The 20,337-nt window shown below is 35.7% G+C and carries 21 protein-coding genes and 1 tRNA gene; 10 read left to right on the top strand and 12 right to left on the bottom strand.

Annotated elements, in window-relative coordinates; all coding sequences use genetic code 11:
* Nucleotides 1-17: 17 nt before the first annotated feature.
* Nucleotides 18-2,762 (bottom strand): autotransporter assembly complex protein TamA, encoded by a 2,745-nt coding sequence (locus ACZ5QH_RS09565; protein ID WP_303576219.1) that lies wholly within the window; start codon nt 2,760-2,762, stop codon nt 18-20.
* 175 nt (nt 2,763-2,937) lie between these two features.
* Here ACZ5QH_RS09565 and ACZ5QH_RS09560 point away from each other — a divergent pair, with 175 nt between their 5' ends.
* Complete coding sequence (locus ACZ5QH_RS09560) at nt 2,938-4,257, top strand: MFS transporter (protein ID WP_303576220.1); 1,320 nt, start codon at nt 2,938-2,940, stop codon at nt 4,255-4,257.
* A gap of 1 nt (nt 4,258) precedes the next feature.
* Nucleotides 4,259-4,894: a 2-polyprenyl-3-methyl-6-methoxy-1,4-benzoquinone monooxygenase gene (gene coq7, locus ACZ5QH_RS09555; protein ID WP_004720993.1), complete on the top strand. Its 636-nt coding sequence runs from the start codon at nt 4,259-4,261 to the stop codon at nt 4,892-4,894.
* A 122-nt stretch (nt 4,895-5,016) separates the two neighbouring features.
* Here coq7 and ACZ5QH_RS09550 read toward each other — a convergent pair whose 3' ends face one another.
* The 5 genes from ACZ5QH_RS09550 to ACZ5QH_RS09530 all read right to left on the bottom strand — a co-directional run bounded on the left by ACZ5QH_RS09550 (nt 5,017) and on the right by ACZ5QH_RS09530 (nt 8,565).
* Nucleotides 5,017-5,541 (bottom strand): hypothetical protein, encoded by a 525-nt coding sequence (locus tag ACZ5QH_RS09550; protein ID WP_004720995.1) that lies wholly within the window; start codon nt 5,539-5,541, stop codon nt 5,017-5,019.
* 27 nt (nt 5,542-5,568) lie between these two features.
* Nucleotides 5,569-6,000, bottom strand: coding sequence for a 2-amino-4-hydroxy-6-hydroxymethyldihydropteridine diphosphokinase (locus tag ACZ5QH_RS09545; RefSeq protein ID WP_016539512.1), 432 nt, complete (start codon nt 5,998-6,000; stop codon nt 5,569-5,571).
* Complete coding sequence (gene folB, locus ACZ5QH_RS09540) at nt 5,957-6,337, bottom strand: dihydroneopterin aldolase (RefSeq protein WP_004720998.1); 381 nt, start codon at nt 6,335-6,337, stop codon at nt 5,957-5,959. The genes ACZ5QH_RS09545 and folB overlap by 44 nt, the downstream gene beginning before the upstream one ends.
* 107 nt (nt 6,338-6,444) lie before the next feature.
* The gene (locus tag ACZ5QH_RS09535; RefSeq protein ID WP_004821095.1) at nt 6,445-7,743 is read right to left on the bottom strand and encodes an ABC1 kinase family protein; all 1,299 of its coding nucleotides are present in this window, start codon (nt 7,741-7,743) and stop codon (nt 6,445-6,447) included.
* 39 nt (nt 7,744-7,782) lie between these two features.
* On the bottom strand, nt 7,783-8,565 hold the full coding sequence (locus ACZ5QH_RS09530; RefSeq protein WP_303576221.1) for a HesA/MoeB/ThiF family protein: 783 nt from the start codon (nt 8,563-8,565) through the stop codon (nt 7,783-7,785).
* 299 nt (nt 8,566-8,864) lie between these two features.
* On the opposite strand from ACZ5QH_RS09530, the gene ACZ5QH_RS09525 reads away from it, so the two are divergent.
* Both ACZ5QH_RS09525 and ACZ5QH_RS09520 read left to right on the top strand, forming a co-directional pair.
* Nucleotides 8,865-9,338: an Lrp/AsnC family transcriptional regulator gene (locus ACZ5QH_RS09525; protein WP_004721004.1), complete on the top strand. Its 474-nt coding sequence runs from the start codon at nt 8,865-8,867 to the stop codon at nt 9,336-9,338.
* A gap of 164 nt (nt 9,339-9,502) precedes the next feature.
* On the top strand, nt 9,503-9,976 hold the full coding sequence (locus tag ACZ5QH_RS09520; RefSeq protein ID WP_303576222.1) for a GrpB family protein: 474 nt from the start codon (nt 9,503-9,505) through the stop codon (nt 9,974-9,976).
* Nucleotides 9,977-10,222: 246 nt separating this feature from the next.
* Here ACZ5QH_RS09520 and ACZ5QH_RS09515 read toward each other — a convergent pair whose 3' ends face one another.
* The 4 genes from ACZ5QH_RS09515 to ACZ5QH_RS09500 all read right to left on the bottom strand — a co-directional run bounded on the left by ACZ5QH_RS09515 (nt 10,223) and on the right by ACZ5QH_RS09500 (nt 14,066).
* Nucleotides 10,223-11,677, bottom strand: coding sequence for a hypothetical protein (locus tag ACZ5QH_RS09515; RefSeq protein WP_034612843.1), 1,455 nt, complete (start codon nt 11,675-11,677; stop codon nt 10,223-10,225).
* A 569-nt stretch (nt 11,678-12,246) separates the two neighbouring features.
* Nucleotides 12,247-12,456: a hypothetical protein gene (locus tag ACZ5QH_RS09510; protein WP_303576223.1), complete on the bottom strand. Its 210-nt coding sequence runs from the start codon at nt 12,454-12,456 to the stop codon at nt 12,247-12,249.
* 190 nt (nt 12,457-12,646) lie between these two features.
* Nucleotides 12,647-13,396 (bottom strand): YebC/PmpR family DNA-binding transcriptional regulator, encoded by a 750-nt coding sequence (locus tag ACZ5QH_RS09505; protein ID WP_004821088.1) that lies wholly within the window; start codon nt 13,394-13,396, stop codon nt 12,647-12,649.
* A 106-nt stretch (nt 13,397-13,502) separates the two neighbouring features.
* Nucleotides 13,503-14,066, bottom strand: a complete 564-nt coding sequence (locus ACZ5QH_RS09500) for a 1-acyl-sn-glycerol-3-phosphate acyltransferase (RefSeq protein WP_303576224.1) — start codon at nt 14,064-14,066, stop codon at nt 13,503-13,505.
* Nucleotides 14,067-14,760: 694 nt separating this feature from the next.
* Here ACZ5QH_RS09500 and ACZ5QH_RS09495 point away from each other — a divergent pair.
* From ACZ5QH_RS09495 to ACZ5QH_RS09485, 3 genes are all read left to right on the top strand, one after another.
* Nucleotides 14,761-15,189, top strand: a complete 429-nt coding sequence (locus ACZ5QH_RS09495; RefSeq protein ID WP_303576225.1) for an MAPEG family protein — start codon at nt 14,761-14,763, stop codon at nt 15,187-15,189.
* A gap of 466 nt (nt 15,190-15,655) precedes the next feature.
* Complete coding sequence (locus ACZ5QH_RS09490; protein ID WP_004821080.1) at nt 15,656-16,762, top strand: OmpW/AlkL family protein; 1,107 nt, start codon at nt 15,656-15,658, stop codon at nt 16,760-16,762.
* 211 nt (nt 16,763-16,973) lie between these two features.
* On the top strand, nt 16,974-17,207 hold the full coding sequence (locus ACZ5QH_RS09485) for a DUF2171 domain-containing protein (protein ID WP_004721027.1): 234 nt from the start codon (nt 16,974-16,976) through the stop codon (nt 17,205-17,207).
* 427 nt (nt 17,208-17,634) lie between these two features.
* Here ACZ5QH_RS09485 and ACZ5QH_RS09480 read toward each other — a convergent pair whose 3' ends face one another.
* Complete coding sequence (locus tag ACZ5QH_RS09480; RefSeq protein ID WP_303576226.1) at nt 17,635-17,805, bottom strand: hypothetical protein; 171 nt, start codon at nt 17,803-17,805, stop codon at nt 17,635-17,637.
* Between the two features lie 311 nt (nt 17,806-18,116).
* On the opposite strand from ACZ5QH_RS09480, the gene ACZ5QH_RS09475 reads away from it, so the two are divergent.
* The 3 genes from ACZ5QH_RS09475 to ACZ5QH_RS09465 all read left to right on the top strand — a co-directional run bounded on the left by ACZ5QH_RS09475 (nt 18,117) and on the right by ACZ5QH_RS09465 (nt 19,501).
* Nucleotides 18,117-18,263 (top strand): hypothetical protein, encoded by a 147-nt coding sequence (locus ACZ5QH_RS09475; protein WP_167468940.1) that lies wholly within the window; start codon nt 18,117-18,119, stop codon nt 18,261-18,263.
* A 590-nt stretch (nt 18,264-18,853) separates the two neighbouring features.
* Nucleotides 18,854-18,930, top strand: a tRNA-Ile gene (locus tag ACZ5QH_RS09470).
* A 298-nt stretch (nt 18,931-19,228) separates the two neighbouring features.
* On the top strand, nt 19,229-19,501 hold the full coding sequence (locus ACZ5QH_RS09465; protein WP_239045773.1) for a putative quinol monooxygenase: 273 nt from the start codon (nt 19,229-19,231) through the stop codon (nt 19,499-19,501).
* 46 nt (nt 19,502-19,547) lie between these two features.
* Here the strand turns inward: ACZ5QH_RS09465 and ACZ5QH_RS09460 are convergent, their stop codons facing one another.
* Nucleotides 19,548-20,087, bottom strand: coding sequence for a type 1 glutamine amidotransferase domain-containing protein (locus ACZ5QH_RS09460; protein ID WP_151802038.1), 540 nt, complete (start codon nt 20,085-20,087; stop codon nt 19,548-19,550).
* Between the last annotated feature and the right edge of the window lie 250 nt (nt 20,088-20,337).

The following is a 20,337-nucleotide window of genomic DNA, read 5'->3' as shown; positions in this document are numbered from 1 at the left end:
CTTATATTTTTAGTTAATTAAAGTTGTGAACCAATAAAGAAGTGCAGTCGAATTGGGCGAGCAGGATCTGAAACACCTGATGCAACATCAATTCGAATCGGACCAATTGGTGACTTCCAACGGATTCCTAAGCCTAAGCTATATTGGGTATCGTTACTAAATGATTTATCGTAAGCATTACCAAAGTCACTGAATATTGCGCCACGCCAACCCTCTTTAAATTGGTAATTGTATTCCAATGAACCGACAGCCAAACCTTGACCACCGACTTTATAACCATATTCCGTTGGGGATAGGCTCTTATAATCGAAGCCTCGTAAACTCTGATCCCCACCAGCGAAATATCTTAAATTATAAGGAACTTGTTCAAAATCTTTGGCAAAAATATAGCCGACATTCAAACCACCAACTATCTGATGATTATCATTTTGACCAAAAGAATATAAACCTTTCCAATCTGCACTGGTAATCGCCATATCTGTATCTGAAAGTAAAGATTTACTGCCAAGCTGAATTTTATAACTTTGCTTATATCCGCGTGTTGGATTGATCCGATTATCACTGGTTGTTTTGGTTGCTTCATAACCCAACAACAATGACTGCTGTTCTTGATTTGAACCAGGAATTAAAAAAGCATCAGGAATATTGGCAATATCTACAGGACCATTTTGAGTAACACGGTCTAAACGGTAACGCACGCCAAGAATATGCTGCCACTCTTTTCTGGAACCTTTAATAATACGGTCTACCCCAGCTACCGCAGATTCAATGACCAAATCCATGTCATTACCAATACCATCACGGGTTTCTCTCTCATAACCCGCAACCAAGCTGAAGTAATCATTTAATGGATGTTTATAAGGAATGTTATAGCGAGCATCAATGGCTTGACGAATTTGTGACAACTCCATATTGGCATCAAAAGAATGCCCTAAATGGTTGACGATCGCACGTCTATATTGGCTACGTAAACGTACCCCTGTATCAGTCCCATAACCAATACCTGTTTCTAAACTGTTTAAGCGATCCGCATTTAAAGTCACAATCACAGGAATCTTTTTATTCTCACGTGCCTGATCTTTTAATAGATCATCATCGGATTCTTTTTCTTTCTGTTGTGCTTGAAGCTGCTTTAAGTTCGGATTGACTTCTTCACCTTGCGTTCCCGCAAACTGATTTTCATTGACCACATTTTGGGTCACTTCTTTATCTGACAAATGCGCTTTATCGGCATTGGTTTGCGCAGACAATGTCGTTTCAGTGATTTTTTGCTGATCTACTAAAGCTTGCAGATCTGCGGGAAGCTCAAGTGGTTTTACAATTGCATCCGGTTTAATCGCATCAACCAAGGTATAGTTAAAATAACGTGAGTTGGTTAAGTTATTGGCCAAACCATTGACACGCCATGCGGTATAATCCGCACCATCTTCCCACGGCGCTAAGGTTTTTAAGATTTTTAAATCGATCGGAAGTGGCTTAGAAGGATCACTCATTCTAAATTCAACATCTTGCAATTTATAACGATCGCCCGTTTCGTACTTTAAATCAATTTTGGCTTTGTTTTGCGGTTGTTCAACTTTGACATCATGTAAACGCCAATAACCATCAAAAAACCCGTTATTCGATGCTGCATCTACTATTCGGCTTTTGGTAGATTCATAAGCACCATGATTGAGAATATCACCTTCTTCTAAATCAGGAAGTACGCCAATAACTTGGAACTGTGCCAGTTTAGCGCCAGCCCCTGTAAACTCAATATTTTGTTCAGTCACTTTGACTGGGTCATGTGGGGTGACTTTAACCCCTAAATGGGTATCATCGATTTTAGTAAACTTGAATTCTGCATTGTAATAACCTACTGCTTGGGCAGCTTGTACCGCCAGTGTTCTTAACTGTGGCACCGAGCCATTAAAGTCAGAATATGCTTCTTGGGTAAAGGTTCCTAATTTTGCTTTTAAGTTAGTTGCAAGAACCGTAGGTGCCCCCGTCACGGAAACACTGATTTTTGGAATTGGTACGCCGTTGTCTTGCGGCCCACGGATTTTATTGACTAAACTTTTAAAGAAACCAGGTTTAGCCTTTTCTTCATCACTATTACTCTGTGTATTATCAACCAAGGTTTTACCCGATTGATTTTCCTCTACAGAAATTTTATTGTCCGCACGAATCGTTTGTATAAGCTGATCAACATTGACTGGCGCTTGCGTAATTTCATTCAATTCTTGCTGGGTCGCATTAGTCACTTCAACTTGAGGTGCTTTGGTCACCCCATTACGAAAATTCTGTGCATCCGTTTTTGCATCTTCTGCAACTTTATAAATTTCATTTGCTAAAGACTGATCCACAGCAACAGCAGGTAACTCTTCAAGATCTTCAAATTGGATCGGCTTAAAATCATCTTGCACCCCCATATTTTTTTCTTGTTGTTCAAGCATTTTAACGCTATCGACTTGATCAGTTTGTTGAGCTTGTTGAATTTTCTGATCTAACTGGTCGATCTTTTCGTTGGATACACCTTGTTGAATGGCTGCTGATTCTAATTGTTCTTGAGTATTGCTGATTTTTTCAGAACTTGTACCGATGGTTTCAGAGCTTGATGACAAGTTCTGATTGCTTTGTATTTGATCGGCATAACTGACAGGGATCGCAAAAACACTTAAAAAAACACTTGAACATATCAGTTTATTGATATGATAACGGTCAAAGTGTAAATGTACACTATGTGAAAGCACAGATTTTTTAAAATTAATTTTTGCTGGCATACCAAGCTCGAATGACCTAAATTTATTTGTAGAAAGATCAATTATTAAAAATCTTTCAAATACCCAAACCAATTGGTTTTACACATGATTTAAGTTAAAAACATGATACATGATTTTGAGAGATAGTTACCATTTCAACACATTTCTTATATATAACTAAATGAAGTCGTCTACAATGGAAAAAAATGAGCATATTTTAGGGACCCGACGTTTTTTACCGATGTTCCTTACCCAGTTTTTTGGCGCCCTGAATGATAATGTTTATAAACAATCATTATTACTCGTCATTACCTATGGTTGGATTCATCATCAGTCTGCCAATATCAGCACACTCAACAATCTCGCTGCGTTATTGTTTATTCTACCCTATTTCATCTTCTCTGCGACCGCGGGTCAAATTGCAGATAAATACGAACGCTCATTTTTAGTCCGAAATATTAAAATTTTAGAAATCATCATCATGCTGATCGCCTCAGCGGGTTTTTTATTGGGCAATCTTTGGATTTTACTCTTCGCCTTATTTTTAATGGGTACGCACAGTACTTTTTTTGGGCCAATCAAATATGCGATTTTGCCTGAAATCTTAAAACCCAATGAATTGATGTCTGGTAATGCCCTATTTCAGTCAGGTACATCGATTGCAATTCTAATTGGGATGATTTTAGGCGGTGCAGTCATTTCGCTATCACAAGGCAATATGATCTGGATTTGCTTAACCATCGTCTCTATTGCAGTGGTGGGTTATTTATCCAGTCGTTTTGTCCTTAAACAGTCTACTTCAAATGAAGATTTAGAAATCGATTGGAATTTCTTCCGGACCAGTTTCCAAACCATTCGTTATGCTAAAAGTTTACCGTTAATTTTTATCGTACTTTTAGGCAATTCTTGGTATTGGTTTTATGGTGCAACATACCTCACACAAATTCCACAATTAACCCAGCAAAACCTGCATGCCAATGAAAATGTTGTTAGTTTATTGCTTACCTTTTTTTCTGTCGGCATTGGCGTAGGTTCGTTACTGTGCCGTAAAATTGGCGGTGCTGAGGTGAATATCAAAATGGTACCGCTTGGTGCGATTGGTTTAACGGTATTTGCGCTCTATTTAGCAGGCAGTTTGGCCTTTGTTCCAGAGCGAACAGGTGATCTGATTGCAATTCCTGATATGTTTAACTCAGGGGCAATTTATTATCATGTCATGCTTGCGGTGACCTTATTGGGTATAAGTGGGGGTTTTTACATCGTTCCACTTTATGCCATGATGCAAGCCTATGCCCCAAAATCACACCGTGCGCGTGTGGTTGCGGCAAACAATATTTTTAATGCAATATTCATGGTTTCATCGGCAATTTTTTCTATTCTCATCTTAAGTATTTTGAAAATAGATATTAAAATCTTATTCTGTATCACAGCTGTGCTGAGTGCTATTTTTAGTACTTGGTTATTAATTCGTTTAAAACCATTAATAGCGACAACTCAGGTTTCTTTGGAGGACTAATATGCGTCAATATACTGGCATCGATAAATTGATCAATTCATTTGACCAAGCTTTAAGAAGTTTAGTACCTGGTGCAACTTCGGCACAAAGAAGCAATCCATCCAATGCAGTCGAAACCAAACTGGCTGTCAGTGAAGCACGCCATGTTGCAGGCTTAATGCGCGTCAACCATAGTGGTGAAGTCTGTGCTCAAGCGCTTTATCATGGGCAAGCCTTAACGGCCAAACTTCCAAATGTACGTCGTGAAATGGAATTTGCAGCAATTGAAGAACAAGATCATTTGGCTTGGTGTGAAGATCGTTTAAAGGAACTCGACAGTCATACCAGTTTGCTGAATCCTGTATGGTATGGTCTTTCTTTTGGTATGGGTGCGCTTGCTGGCATTGCAGGCGATAAATACAGTTTAGGTTTTGTGGCTGAAACTGAACGCCAAGTCAGCTTACATTTACAACACCATATCAGTCAGCTTCCAGCTCAAGACGAACGCTCACGTAAAATATTGGTGCAGATGAATGAAGATGAACTGCATCATCGTGATACAGCATTAACTGCTGGTGGTGTAGAGCTGCCTATTCCAGTGAAGATCACCATGACTGCTATTTCTAAACTGATGACCAAGACCAGTTATTTTATCTAATTTATCTAACAGTCTGATTTAACTGATTTACAAGCCCACTTGCTGGGCTTGTTTTTTTAGTATTTTAATAAGGTCTGCTTAACCCACATTTTGATGTAGAGATGTAGGTTAAAAATAAAAAATTACTCAGCAACGCCCAAAAGTAATTTAGCTGTATTCGGTGCCAATTTTGCAGTTGCGACAGGCAATAAAGATGGATTGAGCGGATATTGAGTTCCATCAAATTTCAACATCACTTGCCCATGCTTTCGGCTATAAACCAGCACTTGCTTCCAACCATTATGCATATATGTTGTAGAGTAAACTGGCGTATCCACCAAGGTTGTTTTACTTAAAAAGTCAAACTGGTGATTAGATTTTCCTTGAAAGATCAGCATTGTACAACCACCAGACCCACACCAATCTTGCCCTTTTAAAAGCACGATGGCTTCATCTTGCCCATCTTGATTGAGATCATCAAATGCCACATCAAATAAAGCTTGATCTTGTGTATAAGCATTCACTTTTTGCTTAAGATTGTTATCCCGCTGTTGTAAGCTTTGCACTTCACTTACAGCTTGTACTGGTGTAACAGATTGTTCAGGTAAATGGCGACATGCACTAAATAAAAGCACACAACTGAATAATGCCAAGGGCTTAAAATACATTGTTTTTTAACCTATTTATTTTAAAGACTATAAAATGATAACTGGAAATTGATCTGCGGAATGTTTGAATAATGCATCTTCCCAAAGATCAGACATCGGCACTTTAACATCCAACGCCAATGGTAGTTTCTTTGGATTAAATTGCATTGCAGTTAAATGAGATCCCCATGCAATGAGATCAATATCCAAGGAAATTTGATGTGATGGGCGTACACGACCTGAGTCTGCTTCCATCTTTTTTAATAAAGACAGCATTTCATCTACAGACAGCTGACTTTGAACCAAACATGCAGCATTCCAATAATCTGCACCAATTCCATCACGGCATGGAATTAAATAGATTGGAGAAAATGACACCATTCCCAAATGGGCAATCTGAGCAAATGCTTTTTGAAAATTTTGTTGTGGATCGCGATTACTCGCTAGAGCTAGGGCGAATATCATTTCGGTGTCGTTCAAGACGAATTCCTACAGAATTTGCTTGCGGGATAATGGCAGGCTTACGGATCGTAATCATAATCGATTCAATAGGCGGAAAGGTAGAGAAAAGCGTATTCAACACCAATTTGGCCGCATGTTCGATCAATTTTGGCGCAGCATCCTGAATCACTTTGGCAGAAATTTCACAAATTTCTGCATAGTTCAACGTATCGACCAATTCATCTGAGTTAGACGCTTGTTCTAAACTGGTTTGAATGTGGAGATCCAACATTAAAGGTTGGATAATTTGCCTTTCCCAATTGAAGCAGCCAATCACCGTCTCAACTTTCAACCCTTCAATGATAATTGCATCCATGACGTTTATAAATTCTCAATTTAAATAAAAAATACCCTTTTAAAAAGGGCCAAGTAAGATTTTACAATCAAACTCAGCCAGCTTTTCACAAAGGAAAAACATCTATATCAATGTTTTAACAGCGACACAGGATCAATATTTTGCACCATCTGTAAACGTTGGTCAGCATAAATATCGGTATATGGCGCAAGAACACGCATAAAACGATCAAAATAGAGCATTTGCTTAAATAATAAGGCAAAGTCACGCGGGAAACGAATACCATGACGCTCGCCCACACCCACCATATCCATCATGATGTCATTTAAATCAGATGGGTTAGACGTCATAATTTTTTGTGGATCCGCAAGCAGTACCCCACTAAATAAACGTTCTAAATCTTCTGCCAAAACCTGAGTGTCGACTTGAGTGCTGGTCATGCCCATACCCAACATATTTTCAGCCATCAACTTGTAATCTGTCTTTTGCAAAGCATCCATAAATGCCATACATGCTTGCCAAACTTCAGGTTTTAACTGTCCAACGATACCAAAATCAATAAAACCAATACGGCCATCTTCAAGCAACATCAGATTACCTGCATGCAAATCAGCATGGAAAGACTGGCATAACATCAAACTACCAAACCAAGTATTCATGGCGGTAATCAGCACTTGAGATGGATCTTTTGCGACCTTTCTCACCACATCAAAATCAGTCAGTGGCACACCATACAAGCGTTGCATGGTAAGTACGCGACGTGTTGAAAATTGATGATAGACCTTTGGTGCGGTTGCTGCGGTGTTTTGCGACACATTGAGATAATTCACAAAATCATCTAAATTTTGTGCTTCTTCAATAAAATCAACTTCACGTACCATACGTGTTTTAATTTCATCAACAATATCTGCCAATGAAGCGAATTTTACTTTTGGAATCGCTTTTTCTAACACCTTTGTTGCCCAGTGCAATACATTTAAATCGGTATAAAGAATAGTTTCTACACCGGGTTTTTGCACTTTAATTACAACATCTTCACCAGTCACCAATTTGGCCGCATGAACCTGAGCAATAGACGCTGAAGCAAGAGGCTTTTCATCAATAGATGCAAAGATTTCACTTAAATTACGTCCAGCAAATTCTTGTTCCAACACCTCCTGAACATAGCTAAAAGGTAAATAAGGCGTTTGATCTAAACAGCCTTGAAACTCTTCAACATATTCACGAGGAAATAAAGATGGTGTACTGGCAATAAATTGACCCAATTTAATATAAGTTGAGCCTAATGATTCAAAGGTTTCACGCATCAGTTTGGCATTACTTGGTTTTTCAGTGGCGTATTTAATGCCAGCTTTGGCAGCGATGACAGCAGTTTCCCCAACTCGGGCAACTGAACGCAGACCATCTAAAAAGATATTATTTTTCATAATGTCAACATTAAATTGAATTTGTATAAGTGTAGCAAATTAATCAGCATTTGCAGTATGGCTTGCCTGACAGTTTGTACAATCTCTATCTTTTTCAAAGGCTAAAATTCGTTGTTTCATTGTTAATCCATCCCAAAGCATCAGTTTTTGTTTCAGTGGGGTTTTCGCTAAACCTAAATATAGAAGTGCATGATGTGCCTGTAAACTTGCCATGACATTGGGTGTGGTGGCCAATACACCAGAGTCAGCACAACGTAGACTTTCATTATGTTGTTGCGCTTTGGGAAATAAACATTCATAACAAGCTGAGTCACCGTCAACCATAAAAAGCTGACCTTGGAAACCAATCGCGGACGCACTAATCAACGGGATATGCATTTGGGTACAGATATGATTCACCAGATAACGGGTGGTAAAGTTATCGCAACCATCCAAGACTAAATCTTGCTGAGCAATCAATGCTTGCGCATTATTTTCATCCAATTTACTGCTATAGCTTTCCACTTGGATAAAAGGATTAATTGTTTGTAATCTCTTGGCCAAGATCTCCGATTTATAAAACCCGACATCTTGCGCAACATAGGCAATTTGTCTTTGTAAATTACTGATTTCAACCGTATCAGCATCAATCAGACTAATTTTTCCAACACCTGCACGCGCCAACAATTCGGCAGTGGTACACCCTATTCCACCGCAACCAACAATCAGTACATTGGCAAGTTTTAATTTTTCCTGTGCCTCAATATCCCAACCATCCAGCAGAATTTGACGGGAATAGAGATGCATTTCAGATTCGGTAAGTTCTAGATCGTGTTCAAGCATGGGTGGATAAACTTTTCAATTTTAATCAGTATAAAGTAAAAATTTTATAGAGGAGCAATAACTAAAAATAATCTTTAATCCTTTGGCTTAAGTTTTAGCAATTCGCTCAATGTTTTCAACAGGTCCTTTGCAAAATCATCATGATATGGTTCAACACAGTATACAATCAGATTTAAACTGCTTTATTTTCCATAACCTAGCGTTTTATGATATTTATTCTCAAAAATGATTCAAATATTGAAAAACTATAAAAATCAATCTACATTAATACAGAAAATTTTTTCAAGCTGGATAAAAATATGGAACTGGATCGTTACGATAAACAAATTTTAGAAATTTTAACCCATGAAGACATCAATCTAAATGAATTGTCAGAACGTATTAACCTGTCGGTAAGTTCTGTCCATCGTCGTATCAAACACTTGATCGAAACTGATATCATGACCAATCTAAAGCGTGATATTAATTTTGAAAAATTAGGCTTTAAATTACATGTCATTTTACAAATTTCCCTAAGCAAACATGACACCGATACCTTTGCTAAATTTTTAGAAGAACTCGAAAACATCCCTGAAGTGATTAACGCCTTTTTAGTGACTGGGCAAACCGCTGATTTCCTTGTCGAAGTTATCGCAAAAGATATGGAGAATTACAGTGAAATTTTACTCAAACGGATTGGTAAAATTGAGCACGTGGTTGCACTACATTCAAGCTTTGTGATTAAAGAATATAAACGCGTGTTTAATTGTACTGGCCTACTCAATCGAATTTAAATTATGTATTGAGCCAGTTTAGTTTCTGCACGATGAATAGAATGCACTTAAAAGTCTACGAAGCAAAGCTATTCTCATTGGTCTTAAACATTGGTTTTATGATGTTTTAAATAAGTAGAATTTAAAAATCAAAGATATCAGATTGTATTTGAATGGGTCTTTTTATGAGATTTTATTTAGCCGAAGAATATCATCCACAATGCAATGCACGGTTTGCGTATTATCAAACTCAAATCAAAGTACTTTTAACCAATGCAGAGATTAAGCACATTGGCGCCTCTTCAATTCCAAATGCAATCTCTAAAGGAGATTTAGACATTTATATTGCAGTGGATCAATATGAATTTAATGATTCAATTCAAAAGCTTTGCCACTTAAACTTTCAAGAAAAATTAGCAACACTGAGAACGGATCAACTGTGTATGTTGGAATCGCTCAATGGTGATGATGTCGCCTTTCAATTGGTTGTCAAAGGTTCTGAATTTGAGTCATTTATTCAGTTTAGAGATAAACTCCGGCAATCGCCTGAACTGGTACAAACGTACAATGATCTAAAAAAGCGTTGTGAAAATTTAGATATGATCGATTATCGGATTGAAAAAAATAAATTTATTTCTGCTGTTTTAAATCAGCAATAAATTCTCTCAATAAAAAACGCACCCAAAGGTGCGATTAACATTCAATTAAATCAATATGTTGCATTTTTATTGCACTCAATATTTTCATTTTATTAAATTTAAAAAATAATCATGTTTTATTAAAAATTTATCATTATTGCACTGCCTGAATCACTCTTAACCAGATATGATTTATTACTGATGCTCAGATTGTCAGTATCCGTAATGTTCTCTTTTAAATTCTATACGAATTCCAGTAAATTAAGATTAACAAAATTTAAGACTACCATAACAATTTGGGGCAAAATTTTGCCCATTAAGCTGAAGGTTAGATAGATTCATTTGTAGGGGAGCAACATTTGATAAATTTACATTTCCAATATTTGCATCAAGTCCATTTCCACTAATAATTCCACCAAGATCATTCGTTCTAGCAGGATATTGCTGTAAATAATCTCCAGCTTTCGTAGCAAATTGACCAAGCAATGGCTCAATACTTAATTTTTGGGTTGGTTCTACTCGACCTATACTGATAGGATCTGCAAGTGCTAACCACCAACCTGGCTGTGCAATATTTAAGGATTCAGAACCTGGCCACAATAAACTCTGATTTTGTAAGCTTAAAGATGCAGCCGAATTCACCTGTAAGCTATGAATAAAGCCAAGAGCTTCTTGAAAATTTACAGTCGCTTTCGCACCACTTACTGAACCACTCATTTTGATATTAGTAAATTGACGCCCTGTTGGTGCTGCTAAACAAGCAGGAATTAAAAAAACCGTGTTTTGACATCCTGTTATCTTAGCGTCTACGGGATTACCAGCTGTGTATACTGCTGTTGTGGTTCCATTTGCATCAAAGGTTGTTCTACCTATTGCTGGATAATCATTTCCTGTCCCTAAATTGATAGTTGGAATATCAACAGATGCAGATAAACCAACTGATGTCTTACGATTTCCTACAACAACAATTTGGGAGGTTTCAAAAGGAAGGTTATTCATTTCTGGAATACTAAATCCCCCTCCAGTTGTGATAAAACTTGCATTTGCTAATCCAATTGCAACTAAATTGCCTTTAATTGGATATGTAGCTAGATTCATAAACTGTGCAGCAGTATCGGCATATCCTTTAATTTTACTTTGTTCTGCAACAGTAGTACCAATACCTGACTGTACTTTCATGTATCCAGAGAAACTATTTAGTCCATTCGCAACAGATGAATTTTCTGTTCCCAAAGTCATCAGACCTAGTATTTTCTCGGCACTCAGTCTCAATCCTACCATTTCTCTTGTTGATGACTGACCAGGATTTTTAATTGCAAACTCAATGAAAGGGTTGGTTAATTTTGCACTGGAACTTGCTCTGCCAGAATTAGTATCAGAAATACCACTTAAACTTAAATTATCAATATCAATGTCACATCCACCTGCCCCGTTCAATCCCCCACAACCTAGCTGTAATTTTTTAATATTAGCATTCAACTCTAGTTCTGCTTCCAAACCTAAGCGATAAAAACCGATATTCTGGCTACCGCCAGTACGCTGTCTTTCCAAGTTATCTGAATCATTAGGTGCAATAAAAGACATACTCATTAAAGCCTGACCAGTTGTCGCTGACATTTCACTTTCTGACATAGGTTGAAAAGTTTCAGAACTTGCATAAACTAAATGGTTGCTAAAACAGATTAACCCCAAAAAAGCATTTGATAAAAATACCTTTTTCATTATAAAAATCCTTTTTTCATTGTAAGAATACTTATTAGTTTAAAAATTCAAACAATTACTTTTATTAATAATTGCAATGTAATTTTGATGTAATTGTATACTTTTTTTTATTCTTCTCAAACTCTTTTTAATTTACCTAAACATTCTAATGTATAAAAATTTTGGCTATTGAAGACTGTGGTCCATAACTAAAAAGAGAACTCCAGCATTGCCCACCGTGTGATCTGACCCCAAAAAGTTGGACGGTTGATTAAGTGGGTTTTTATCTCAAAATCCGATCTTAAATTCACCATACGCAAGCTTTATAATTGTTTTGGCAAAATTTTCATTATAGTTTTTGCATTTTTAATAGTTTTTCCAGCATTATTCCTGAGGATAAAACTCTATCCAAAGAACCTTAGTCTTTGCATCACTCAAACCACTACACTCGTTGTATTTAGCAACGGTATAACGATCCTTAGCGTAATTTCTTTACCCTGCCCTAATTCCAATTTAAGGAGTTTAGGGCAAAGTGTCATTTAGAGATCTGCAGTTTCAAATATGCTGTATTAAAGTAATTTTAGAAAATATTAACTTTTAGAAAAAATTAATTTCATTAAGTATTCGTCTTCACTCTCAAGAAATTCTTTCTCTTCTAAATTACATGAAAATGCTTCAAGAATATGATTAATTACTTGAATTACACGCTCTTTGTTAAAATTTTCAGTGTTAACTAAAATCGACAGTGCATCAGAAATTTCATTCAGGCTAAAAGAGTATTCAAATCGTCCAATTTCCATTAGATCTTTGATTGATTGATCAACAGAAGCAATATTGATCTCATCTTGTTGAAGGATTTTATTTAAGTAATTTAAATTTAGTCAAATGAAAAACAACTTATAAACTATTGTTTTTATTTAATAAATTAAATTTAAACACGTAATAATAAAAAACGCACCCAAAGGTGCGTTTTATCAACTCAAATCAGACTTAACTGTCTAATTCAGCCAATACTTCATCTGTGAATTCAACGTTGGTATATACGTTTTGAACATCATCAAGATCTTCAAACATATCAATCATTTTCACAATGAGTTTTGCTTGATCCACATCAGCAATCAATGCTTTTGTTGATGGGCTCATAACCACTTCTGCATTATCAGATTTTAAACCAGCAGCAGTCAAAGCATCTTGTACATCACCAAAGCTTTCTGGTGTAGTGATCACTAAGATTTCATCTTCGTTCACTTCGATATCTTCAGCGCCAGCTTCCAAAGCCACATCCATGATTTTGTCTTCTAAAGAAACATCTTCAAAAGTAATCTCACCACGTTTGGTAAACAAGTATGCCACTGAACCCGCCGTACCTAAGTTACCATTGGTTTTAGAAAAACAATGACGTACATCAGGCACAGTACGATTAAGGTTATCTGTCATGGTTTCTACGATAACCGCAACACCACCCACACCATAACCTTCATAAGTGACTTCTTTTAAATCATCGTTGTCTTCACCACCAGCACCACGTTGGATAGCACGGTTGATCGTGTCACGTGTCATATTCACTGAAAGTGCTTTTTCGACAACAGCACGTAGACGAGGGTTACTTCCCACATCAGGACCGCCAAGTCTTGCTGCTGTGGTTAATTCACGAATATATTTGGTAAAAACTTTACCACGACTTGCATCTTGTTTTGCTTTGCGATGCTTAATATTGGCCCACTTGGAATGACCCGCCATGCGAAATATGCTCCTGTAGATTGGCTTTATGCCATATCAAATTGCAGCAATTCTACCATAAGCACTTTTTTATGAGAAAGTGCTTATTTTTTAGATTTAATGCAAATTAAGAATTTTTTGCTTCAGGAATCACAATATCGAGCCCTGTATGTTGTTTATATAGACGTTTAATTTCTGCTAAGTCTTGATCTAGATCTGTTGGGTAAATTTTACCAAAGATTCCACCCTGTTTTGTTTTTGAGTTTGCATACATCAAAACAATAGGAACATCGGCTGCTTTTGCGATATGCCAAAAACCAGTACGGATCGGTTTACGCGCTTGTCCACGTTCTGCGCGAGTTGCTTCTGGTGCAATCACTAAATTAAACTCTTCATTACTCTGAAACAGATCAACCATTTGAGAAACGATGTCTTTGTTTGACTTTCGATCTACAGGAATACCACCAATCTTTTCTAAAATCGGTTTCAAAGGCCCTTTAAATAATTCTTTTTTAATTAAAGTATGGATTTTAATGTCATGAATTTGAAAAATAGCCAATGACAATACAGCATCCATCATGGATGTATGTTCAAAACCGATAATGACTTGTTTTTTTTCTAATACACTTTGATCAACTTCGTATGACCAACCTGAGAGCTTAAAAGTAAGTTCTCCCAACATCTTTTTCATAAATACCTAACATCATAAAATCATAATTTGCGAATTGTCCGAGTAAAAGCTTAAAAAGACAATCTCTATTGTGCTTATTTTTTACATTTGTATATTTATTTTTGTCATTTTAAAGACTTGTTTTGCTATACCGAAATGGGTGATTAAAATGTAAAATCGTTAAATCCACCAATGTCATCTAACTCACTTTATAACAAAAATATAAATTCTTCATAAAAAACATTCATATAAATCATAGTCTCAATAATAAAACTCAAATCAATATTCTTTATCCTGTTAAAATCATTTAGACTTTAGTCTTAATTGAGCCATAAGCTCAAAAATTTTACCTGCAAAAGGATTGCAATATGTTGATGCCTCTCTTTGGCGTAAGTGCCATAGTCTTTGTTTTGATTTGTACATGGAGCGTATTTGAAATTTATATAGAAAAACGAAAAAAATAATACTGCATATTATTACCGCTCAATAGCCACAAACTTCGCTAGATCATCGTTAAAAGCACTCGATTAATTTTCAATTGTGGTTAAGTTTCTAATCATTCGACTCTATTTCAGTCATTCTCACCAAAAAATAAATCAGAGTCATCAAGCATTAAAACTGCTTCTAAAAATTTCGCTCGACAAAGTTAAAAAATCACTTTAAATAGATACACTTAATTAAGTACGTCTAAAGCATATAAAATAAATGGGGATCTATGAATAATTTACTACATATCTATGCATTTTGTGTGGTTTTGCTTTTTTTTAAAATGCTTGCAATCTCCTGTTATCAAGGATTTTATCGTATAAAGAATAAAGCGTTTAAAAATACCGAAGATGCTAATTTTGTCAGTGTTCAAGCCAGACCCGAAGAACTACCACAAGTGACCAGAGCCAGCCAAGCTTGGGCAAATGATCTAGAAAATATTCCCGTGTTTTGGGTGCTTGGAGGGCTTTGTATTGTATTAAACCTAAGCAGTGATTTCATTGTCTGGGTCTTTTGTATTTTTACGATTGCAAGAATCACACATACAGTCACCTATCTCAGTGCAATTCAACCATGGCGCAGTATTTCTTATGCTGTTGGAATAATCTGTCTTATTATTTTGGCGATTCAAATCATAATCACATGTATTGGATTTTAAATAAATGCAAATTAATAGGCATTAACTGATCATTTTATGCTTTATTAGCTGTTTTATAACCGTTTATTTCTTTATAAGTTGTATTTTATAGCTAGGAAAATAATACAACTTATATCGATAATTCATCCAAAATATCCTATGAATAATAATTAAATTTAGATTTACTAATTTATCTTATAATTTTTTCAATATAATAAAAAGTAAAGTAAATTTATCAAAAAGTAAAACTATGTCACTATTTTGTAATACTTTATTTATATGAAAAATATAATTAAAAATACATTATTTTCAAACAACTCTATGATTTTATGTTTTTTATATTACTTTTCAATCATTATTAATTAACTTTTAAGTCTTAATACCATTTTTAAATTAGAGTTTTTACTCTACTTATTGGTTGTTTTATGTAATTTTAATAATCTCATTGTCAAGAAGACAGTGATTGTATTTAAAAGGATGAATCAAAGTGAAAATAAAAAAGATCTTTCAAAAAGCCATCGTTACTACCTCACTCTTGTGTATTGCGGGAATAAGCCAAGCTGAAGATTTTAAACGCTTCTCGGTTTCTTCGGGTTGGTTGCATATGTCATCAATGGGGAAAGCACAACCTTTTAGGATTAATACCTCTGTGGGTAATGGTACTAAAGCTGCTGTGGGGGTAATTACAGGCCAAACCATTTTAAATAATGTCGATCAATCTCGTATTGATGCGATGGATCCCAACCTAATTAGCTTGCTCAATGCACCAAGTAATGAAGAAGGACGATATTTATTTGATGACCTGCTGGATGTAATCATGGCAGACGACCCAACCTTAATCGACCAATTAACAGGAATTGCTGAAATCAATGGGATTGCCAATTGGTCAGCGGATGCTGGTTTAGAAGTTGAGGATGTAGACACGCTAGGTATGATGTTTACTTATAATGTCACTGACAATGTTGCCGTTCAATTGATTGCAGGGATTCCACCAAAAGTTGATCTAAAAGGGAAAGGTACTGTCTATGCACCCTTTTCAGCAACATCTCAGCCACTTCAAGGCTTAGTAGGCGATTTGTATTTAAAAAACAATCTTTTGATTACAGATTTGGATAGTTATAACACTGCTGCATCTGCTAGAGCTTGGACGCCTGCCATACAAGCGCAGTACTATTTTGGTAAATCTGGTGTCAATAAGTTCAGACCATTTGTAGGTGCTGGTTTAATGTATGCCTACTTCAACGAGATCGAAATCAATTCAGGGATTGAAAATGATTTGATACGTGCTGGGCATATGATTCAAAACATTCATGATGGTAAAGCAGGTGCTTCTCTAGAAGGAAAGCAATCAAGCGGCAACATGAAAGTTAAGGTAGATGCTACTGATGCCATTGCACCGATTGTTACTGCTGGTTTTACCTATGACTTTAAACAAAACTGGTTTGCGACTGCCTCTATTTCGTATGCGAAGTTAGACAATACTGCAACCATTACAGTCCTCAACACCAACAACAATGCAAAGCTTATTCAGGCTAAAACTAAAATTGAGATCGACCCACTAATCACTTACCTTGGTGTAGGTTATCGTTTCTAAGTCTATCTGTTAAAACCTGAAGCCATTACAGCAACTTAAATACTGTAATGGCTTCATTTATAATTAATTTCAAAAAATTACCATGTATAAAATTTAATTCATTAAGTAATTATTTTGGCTGTCTTGTAGCCTTTTCATTTCAGACCAAGACTCACCTACCTATTTCATATAAGGTAAATATTCAAATCACATTTCAATAGGAAAGTATCAAATGACTTCTATCAATGTTGAAAGTATTAAGAATCATGCCGATGTTATTGCGTCTTGTGGAACCAAAGTTGGTGAGGTAGATCACCTTGTTGGAGCAGACCAAATCAAGCTGACTAAACATGGCGATGGACATCACCATCTCATCCCAACATCTTGGGTTGGTGAGATAAAAGGCGAAAAAGTTATCTTAACTAAAGATTCTCAAGAGGTTAAAGACACTTGGCTAGAAGTATAGATTTGGCCTATTACAACTGACATTATATTCAATTTTATAGGTGTCTCGTTCTGAAGTAGATTGACACTTATTTCATATAAAACGCTCGATGAATTTCATTGAGCGTTTTATATTTGATTAAATCTTATTTTTAAGACTTTCGTATCTTCATCTAACCTTAATTGGCGTTGTCTTTCGCCTTCATTGATAAGATCAAGGCGTTTGCCCCAGTATTGAATTGCATATTGATATTCACTCTTTTTGCTTGTTGATATATTTTCTATTCTAGAATTTATAAGTAGTAATATGGATAATGACTAACGGTGTAATATTTCAAATAACCCTATAAGTAAACTTTAAAAATCATCTTTAGGATGCTCTCATTTAGTTTTTGGAAATTAATAGTTTATTTAGCAAATAAAAAATCCACCGAGGTGGATTTAATCAGTTAAGAATGCTGTGTTTTTCTTTTCCCACCACCATCCTGCTTATTTACAGTCGCCCAAGCAATACGTGCTGCATCTTCATCTGAGCGACCTTGTTTTTTCTCACTTTCATAAATATGTTGAGCTTGTCTTTTCTGCTTTGCTGTATATGCTGATTTATCACCTACAGACATAATCACTTCTCCATATAACGTTAAATAAAAGCATTGTTTTTATAGCATGGATTATTTTATTCGCTGTTTAGTGTTGTAAGTACTTGTGAATTTAAACCCTGCTTGTTTATTTTAACTCAATATATAATACCAATTAACACTATGTTTTTATTTTAAAAATAACTAGCCATTATTTTAAAGCATCATTTCATTTAATACTTAATCTTTCATTTAATCTACATTGATCACTTTTGAACAACATTTATTCACACAGTATTGATGAGATTAGTCCACCATATAAATTAATCACTTGATAAATCTTAGAGGTTAATATGCAACATGATAACAACCCATCAACCGCTCAAGAAAGATCTGAAAAAGCACAAGAAAAGCGTAGAATCCCTAAATATATTTTACTCTTAGTGGGTCTATTTTTAATTGCGATTGTGATCTATATGCTTGCGAGCTGGCAAGGCTAAGTTAGAGTAATGTGCAGCTATTTTTAAACGACCTATTTTTGATTGTATAGTCCATAATTGATCTTGCTTGAAGAGACTTTAAATTGAGGTAATCCATAAAAGCTTGGTTTGCTATAGCTGCTGTAGACTTCTTTTTCTCGATATTTAATTGTTGTTGCTGCTCTAATATTTTTTGCTTTTTATGGTTGGGATTTATTCCTTATGCCATTTGTAGCAATTTCCCCTGTGCTAAGTCATGCGCTTTCCCTAGACTGATATTTCCATATAATCCAAAGTCGTGTGCACAGATTTACCAAGAACTTTCTTTCAGCGATAGTAAGTTTTATCGCTGTTATGTACACGTACAACAAAGCCAATCAACTCCTTGTCTCGATAAATCGCAGATCTAAGCTCCAATTGATCAATAAATGTCTTTGTCAGCTTTACTCTTGGTGTTGACCTATATAGAATCTCTAGCTGTCGCAATGCTAAACACTATATCAAGCTATTCTCTACAGTCTACTTGTAAAAAAAACTTGATAAACTCTAAAATCTTAGATAGTATTGCACACGTTCCAAGTAGTTGATAATTAATCAATTCACTTGATGAAGGGCCTGTAGCTCAGTTGGTTAGAGCAGCGGACTCATAATCCGTTGGTCCCCAGTTCAAGTCTGGGCGGGCCCACCAAATAAGATAACCACTTAGGTGCATTAATCCTAAGTGGTTTTTTAATATCTGCTTCTTTATTAAGTTATCTATAAGCAATTCAATAGGCTTCTTTCATAAGTCATTTCTAAACCATTGATCAACACACTCCTTGATCCTAACCATCAATACCAATATAAATCACTCAACATGATCATTTTTGATTTATGAAAGATCGAATAAAATGCGCATTAAATTTTTACGCAAAAAATAATAATTTATGCAAGACTAGTACTACGCCTACATAAAACAACAGCTCTATTTTATCAATGAGAATGCGATGGTTAAGCTATGTGGTCAGTTAATCTGTGTGTCTGAACAAGAATTAAATATCGTAATCAAGTATCTTCCAGAACATATCAAGTTAACCAGACAAGAACGAGGTTGTGTTTCTTTTGAAGTTAAACAAAGTCAAAATCCCTTAATTTGGGATGTGCATGAAGTTTTTGAGAGTCGACAAAGCTTTGAAAATCATCAACGTAGAATATCAGGTTCTGTGTGGGGAATTAAAACCCAACATATTCAAAGATTGTATGAAATAACCCTCGATTAAAGGGCTATCTCAAAAATTTAAACTTTGCCTAGCCTGCTCTATCCACTTATTCTAATTCTTTTAATATCGCCTCATTAAAGGCAGGAATATCATCTGGACTGCGCGAGGTAATGAGTACCCATCCACCCGTATTACAACGATGAACTTCTTCATCTACCCAGTTTGCACCTGCATTCTCTAAATCTATGCGAATACTTTTATATGAAGTCAAATTTTTATCTTTAATTCGTTCTGCATTGATTAAAGCCCATGGTCCATGACAGATGGCAGCAATCGGTTTCTTATGGTCTGTAAAGGATTGAATGATTTTCTTAGCATTCTCATCAATTCTCAATTGATCAGCATTGACCGTTCCCCCAGGAATAACCAGCAAATCATAATCACTTGGATCTACTTTTTCCAAAATCGCATGCGGACTATATGACACCGATTTTTCATCATCATGAACAACGGTTCGTACATCATTTAATTCAATCGCAGCGTGTATGCTTTCTATGCCCTTGCTCGTCAAGAAGTCTAAAGGTTTTTTAAGCTCATCATGCTCAACGCCAGAATTGGAAGTGATGAATAGTACTTTTTTAGTCATTTTCTTACTCCAACAATACGGTATATTTCAAGCTAACAAAAAATATGATTGTAGATGTACAAGTTTTAGCTTCTTATTGTTAAATGTTTTAGGATATTGTTTTAAGGCTTGTTAGATATCCTTTTTGTTATTCTATCTATACTGCTATTAAGCAACCTATGTATCAAACGATCAAATAACACTACAACAAAAACTACAGAAAAGACCAAAAATTATTCATTCAAAAAATGGCATAACTATTGCTTTTTCA

This window comes from Acinetobacter sp. Ac8, assembly GCF_055392545.1.
This window is presented reverse-complemented; position numbering and strand designations above follow the sequence as displayed.

What these genes read in the sequence shown, in the direction of transcription:
- ACZ5QH_RS09565 (WP_303576219.1), bottom strand. Translation starts at nt 2,762, where the DNA reads ATGCCAGCAAAAATTAATTTTAAAAAATCTGTGCTTTCACATAGTGTA.
- ACZ5QH_RS09560 (WP_303576220.1), top strand. Translation starts at nt 2,938, where the DNA reads ATGGAAAAAAATGAGCATATTTTAGGGACCCGACGTTTTTTACCGATG.
- coq7 (WP_004720993.1), top strand. Translation starts at nt 4,259, where the DNA reads ATGCGTCAATATACTGGCATCGATAAATTGATCAATTCATTTGACCAA.
- ACZ5QH_RS09550 (WP_004720995.1), bottom strand. Translation starts at nt 5,541, where the DNA reads ATGTATTTTAAGCCCTTGGCATTATTCAGTTGTGTGCTTTTATTTAGT.
- folB (WP_004720998.1), bottom strand. Translation starts at nt 6,337, where the DNA reads ATGGATGCAATTATCATTGAAGGGTTGAAAGTTGAGACGGTGATTGGC.
- ACZ5QH_RS09535 (WP_004821095.1), bottom strand. Translation starts at nt 7,743, where the DNA reads ATGAAAAATAATATCTTTTTAGATGGTCTGCGTTCAGTTGCCCGAGTT.
- ACZ5QH_RS09530 (WP_303576221.1), bottom strand. Translation starts at nt 8,565, where the DNA reads ATGCTTGAACACGATCTAGAACTTACCGAATCTGAAATGCATCTCTAT.
- ACZ5QH_RS09525 (WP_004721004.1), top strand. Translation starts at nt 8,865, where the DNA reads ATGGAACTGGATCGTTACGATAAACAAATTTTAGAAATTTTAACCCAT.
- ACZ5QH_RS09520 (WP_303576222.1), top strand. Translation starts at nt 9,503, where the DNA reads ATGAGATTTTATTTAGCCGAAGAATATCATCCACAATGCAATGCACGG.
- ACZ5QH_RS09515 (WP_034612843.1), bottom strand. Translation starts at nt 11,677, where the DNA reads ATGAAAAAGGTATTTTTATCAAATGCTTTTTTGGGGTTAATCTGTTTT.
- ACZ5QH_RS09510 (WP_303576223.1), bottom strand. Translation starts at nt 12,456, where the DNA reads ATGGAAATTGGACGATTTGAATACTCTTTTAGCCTGAATGAAATTTCT.
- ACZ5QH_RS09505 (WP_004821088.1), bottom strand. Translation starts at nt 13,396, where the DNA reads ATGGCGGGTCATTCCAAGTGGGCCAATATTAAGCATCGCAAAGCAAAA.
- ACZ5QH_RS09500 (WP_303576224.1), bottom strand. Translation starts at nt 14,066, where the DNA reads ATGAAAAAGATGTTGGGAGAACTTACTTTTAAGCTCTCAGGTTGGTCA.
- ACZ5QH_RS09495 (WP_303576225.1), top strand. Translation starts at nt 14,761, where the DNA reads ATGAATAATTTACTACATATCTATGCATTTTGTGTGGTTTTGCTTTTT.
- ACZ5QH_RS09485 (WP_004721027.1), top strand. Translation starts at nt 16,974, where the DNA reads ATGACTTCTATCAATGTTGAAAGTATTAAGAATCATGCCGATGTTATT.
- ACZ5QH_RS09480 (WP_303576226.1), bottom strand. Translation starts at nt 17,805, where the DNA reads ATGTCTGTAGGTGATAAATCAGCATATACAGCAAAGCAGAAAAGACAA.
- ACZ5QH_RS09475 (WP_167468940.1), top strand. Translation starts at nt 18,117, where the DNA reads ATGCAACATGATAACAACCCATCAACCGCTCAAGAAAGATCTGAAAAA.
- ACZ5QH_RS09465 (WP_239045773.1), top strand. Translation starts at nt 19,229, where the DNA reads ATGGTTAAGCTATGTGGTCAGTTAATCTGTGTGTCTGAACAAGAATTA.
- ACZ5QH_RS09460 (WP_151802038.1), bottom strand. Translation starts at nt 20,087, where the DNA reads ATGACTAAAAAAGTACTATTCATCACTTCCAATTCTGGCGTTGAGCAT.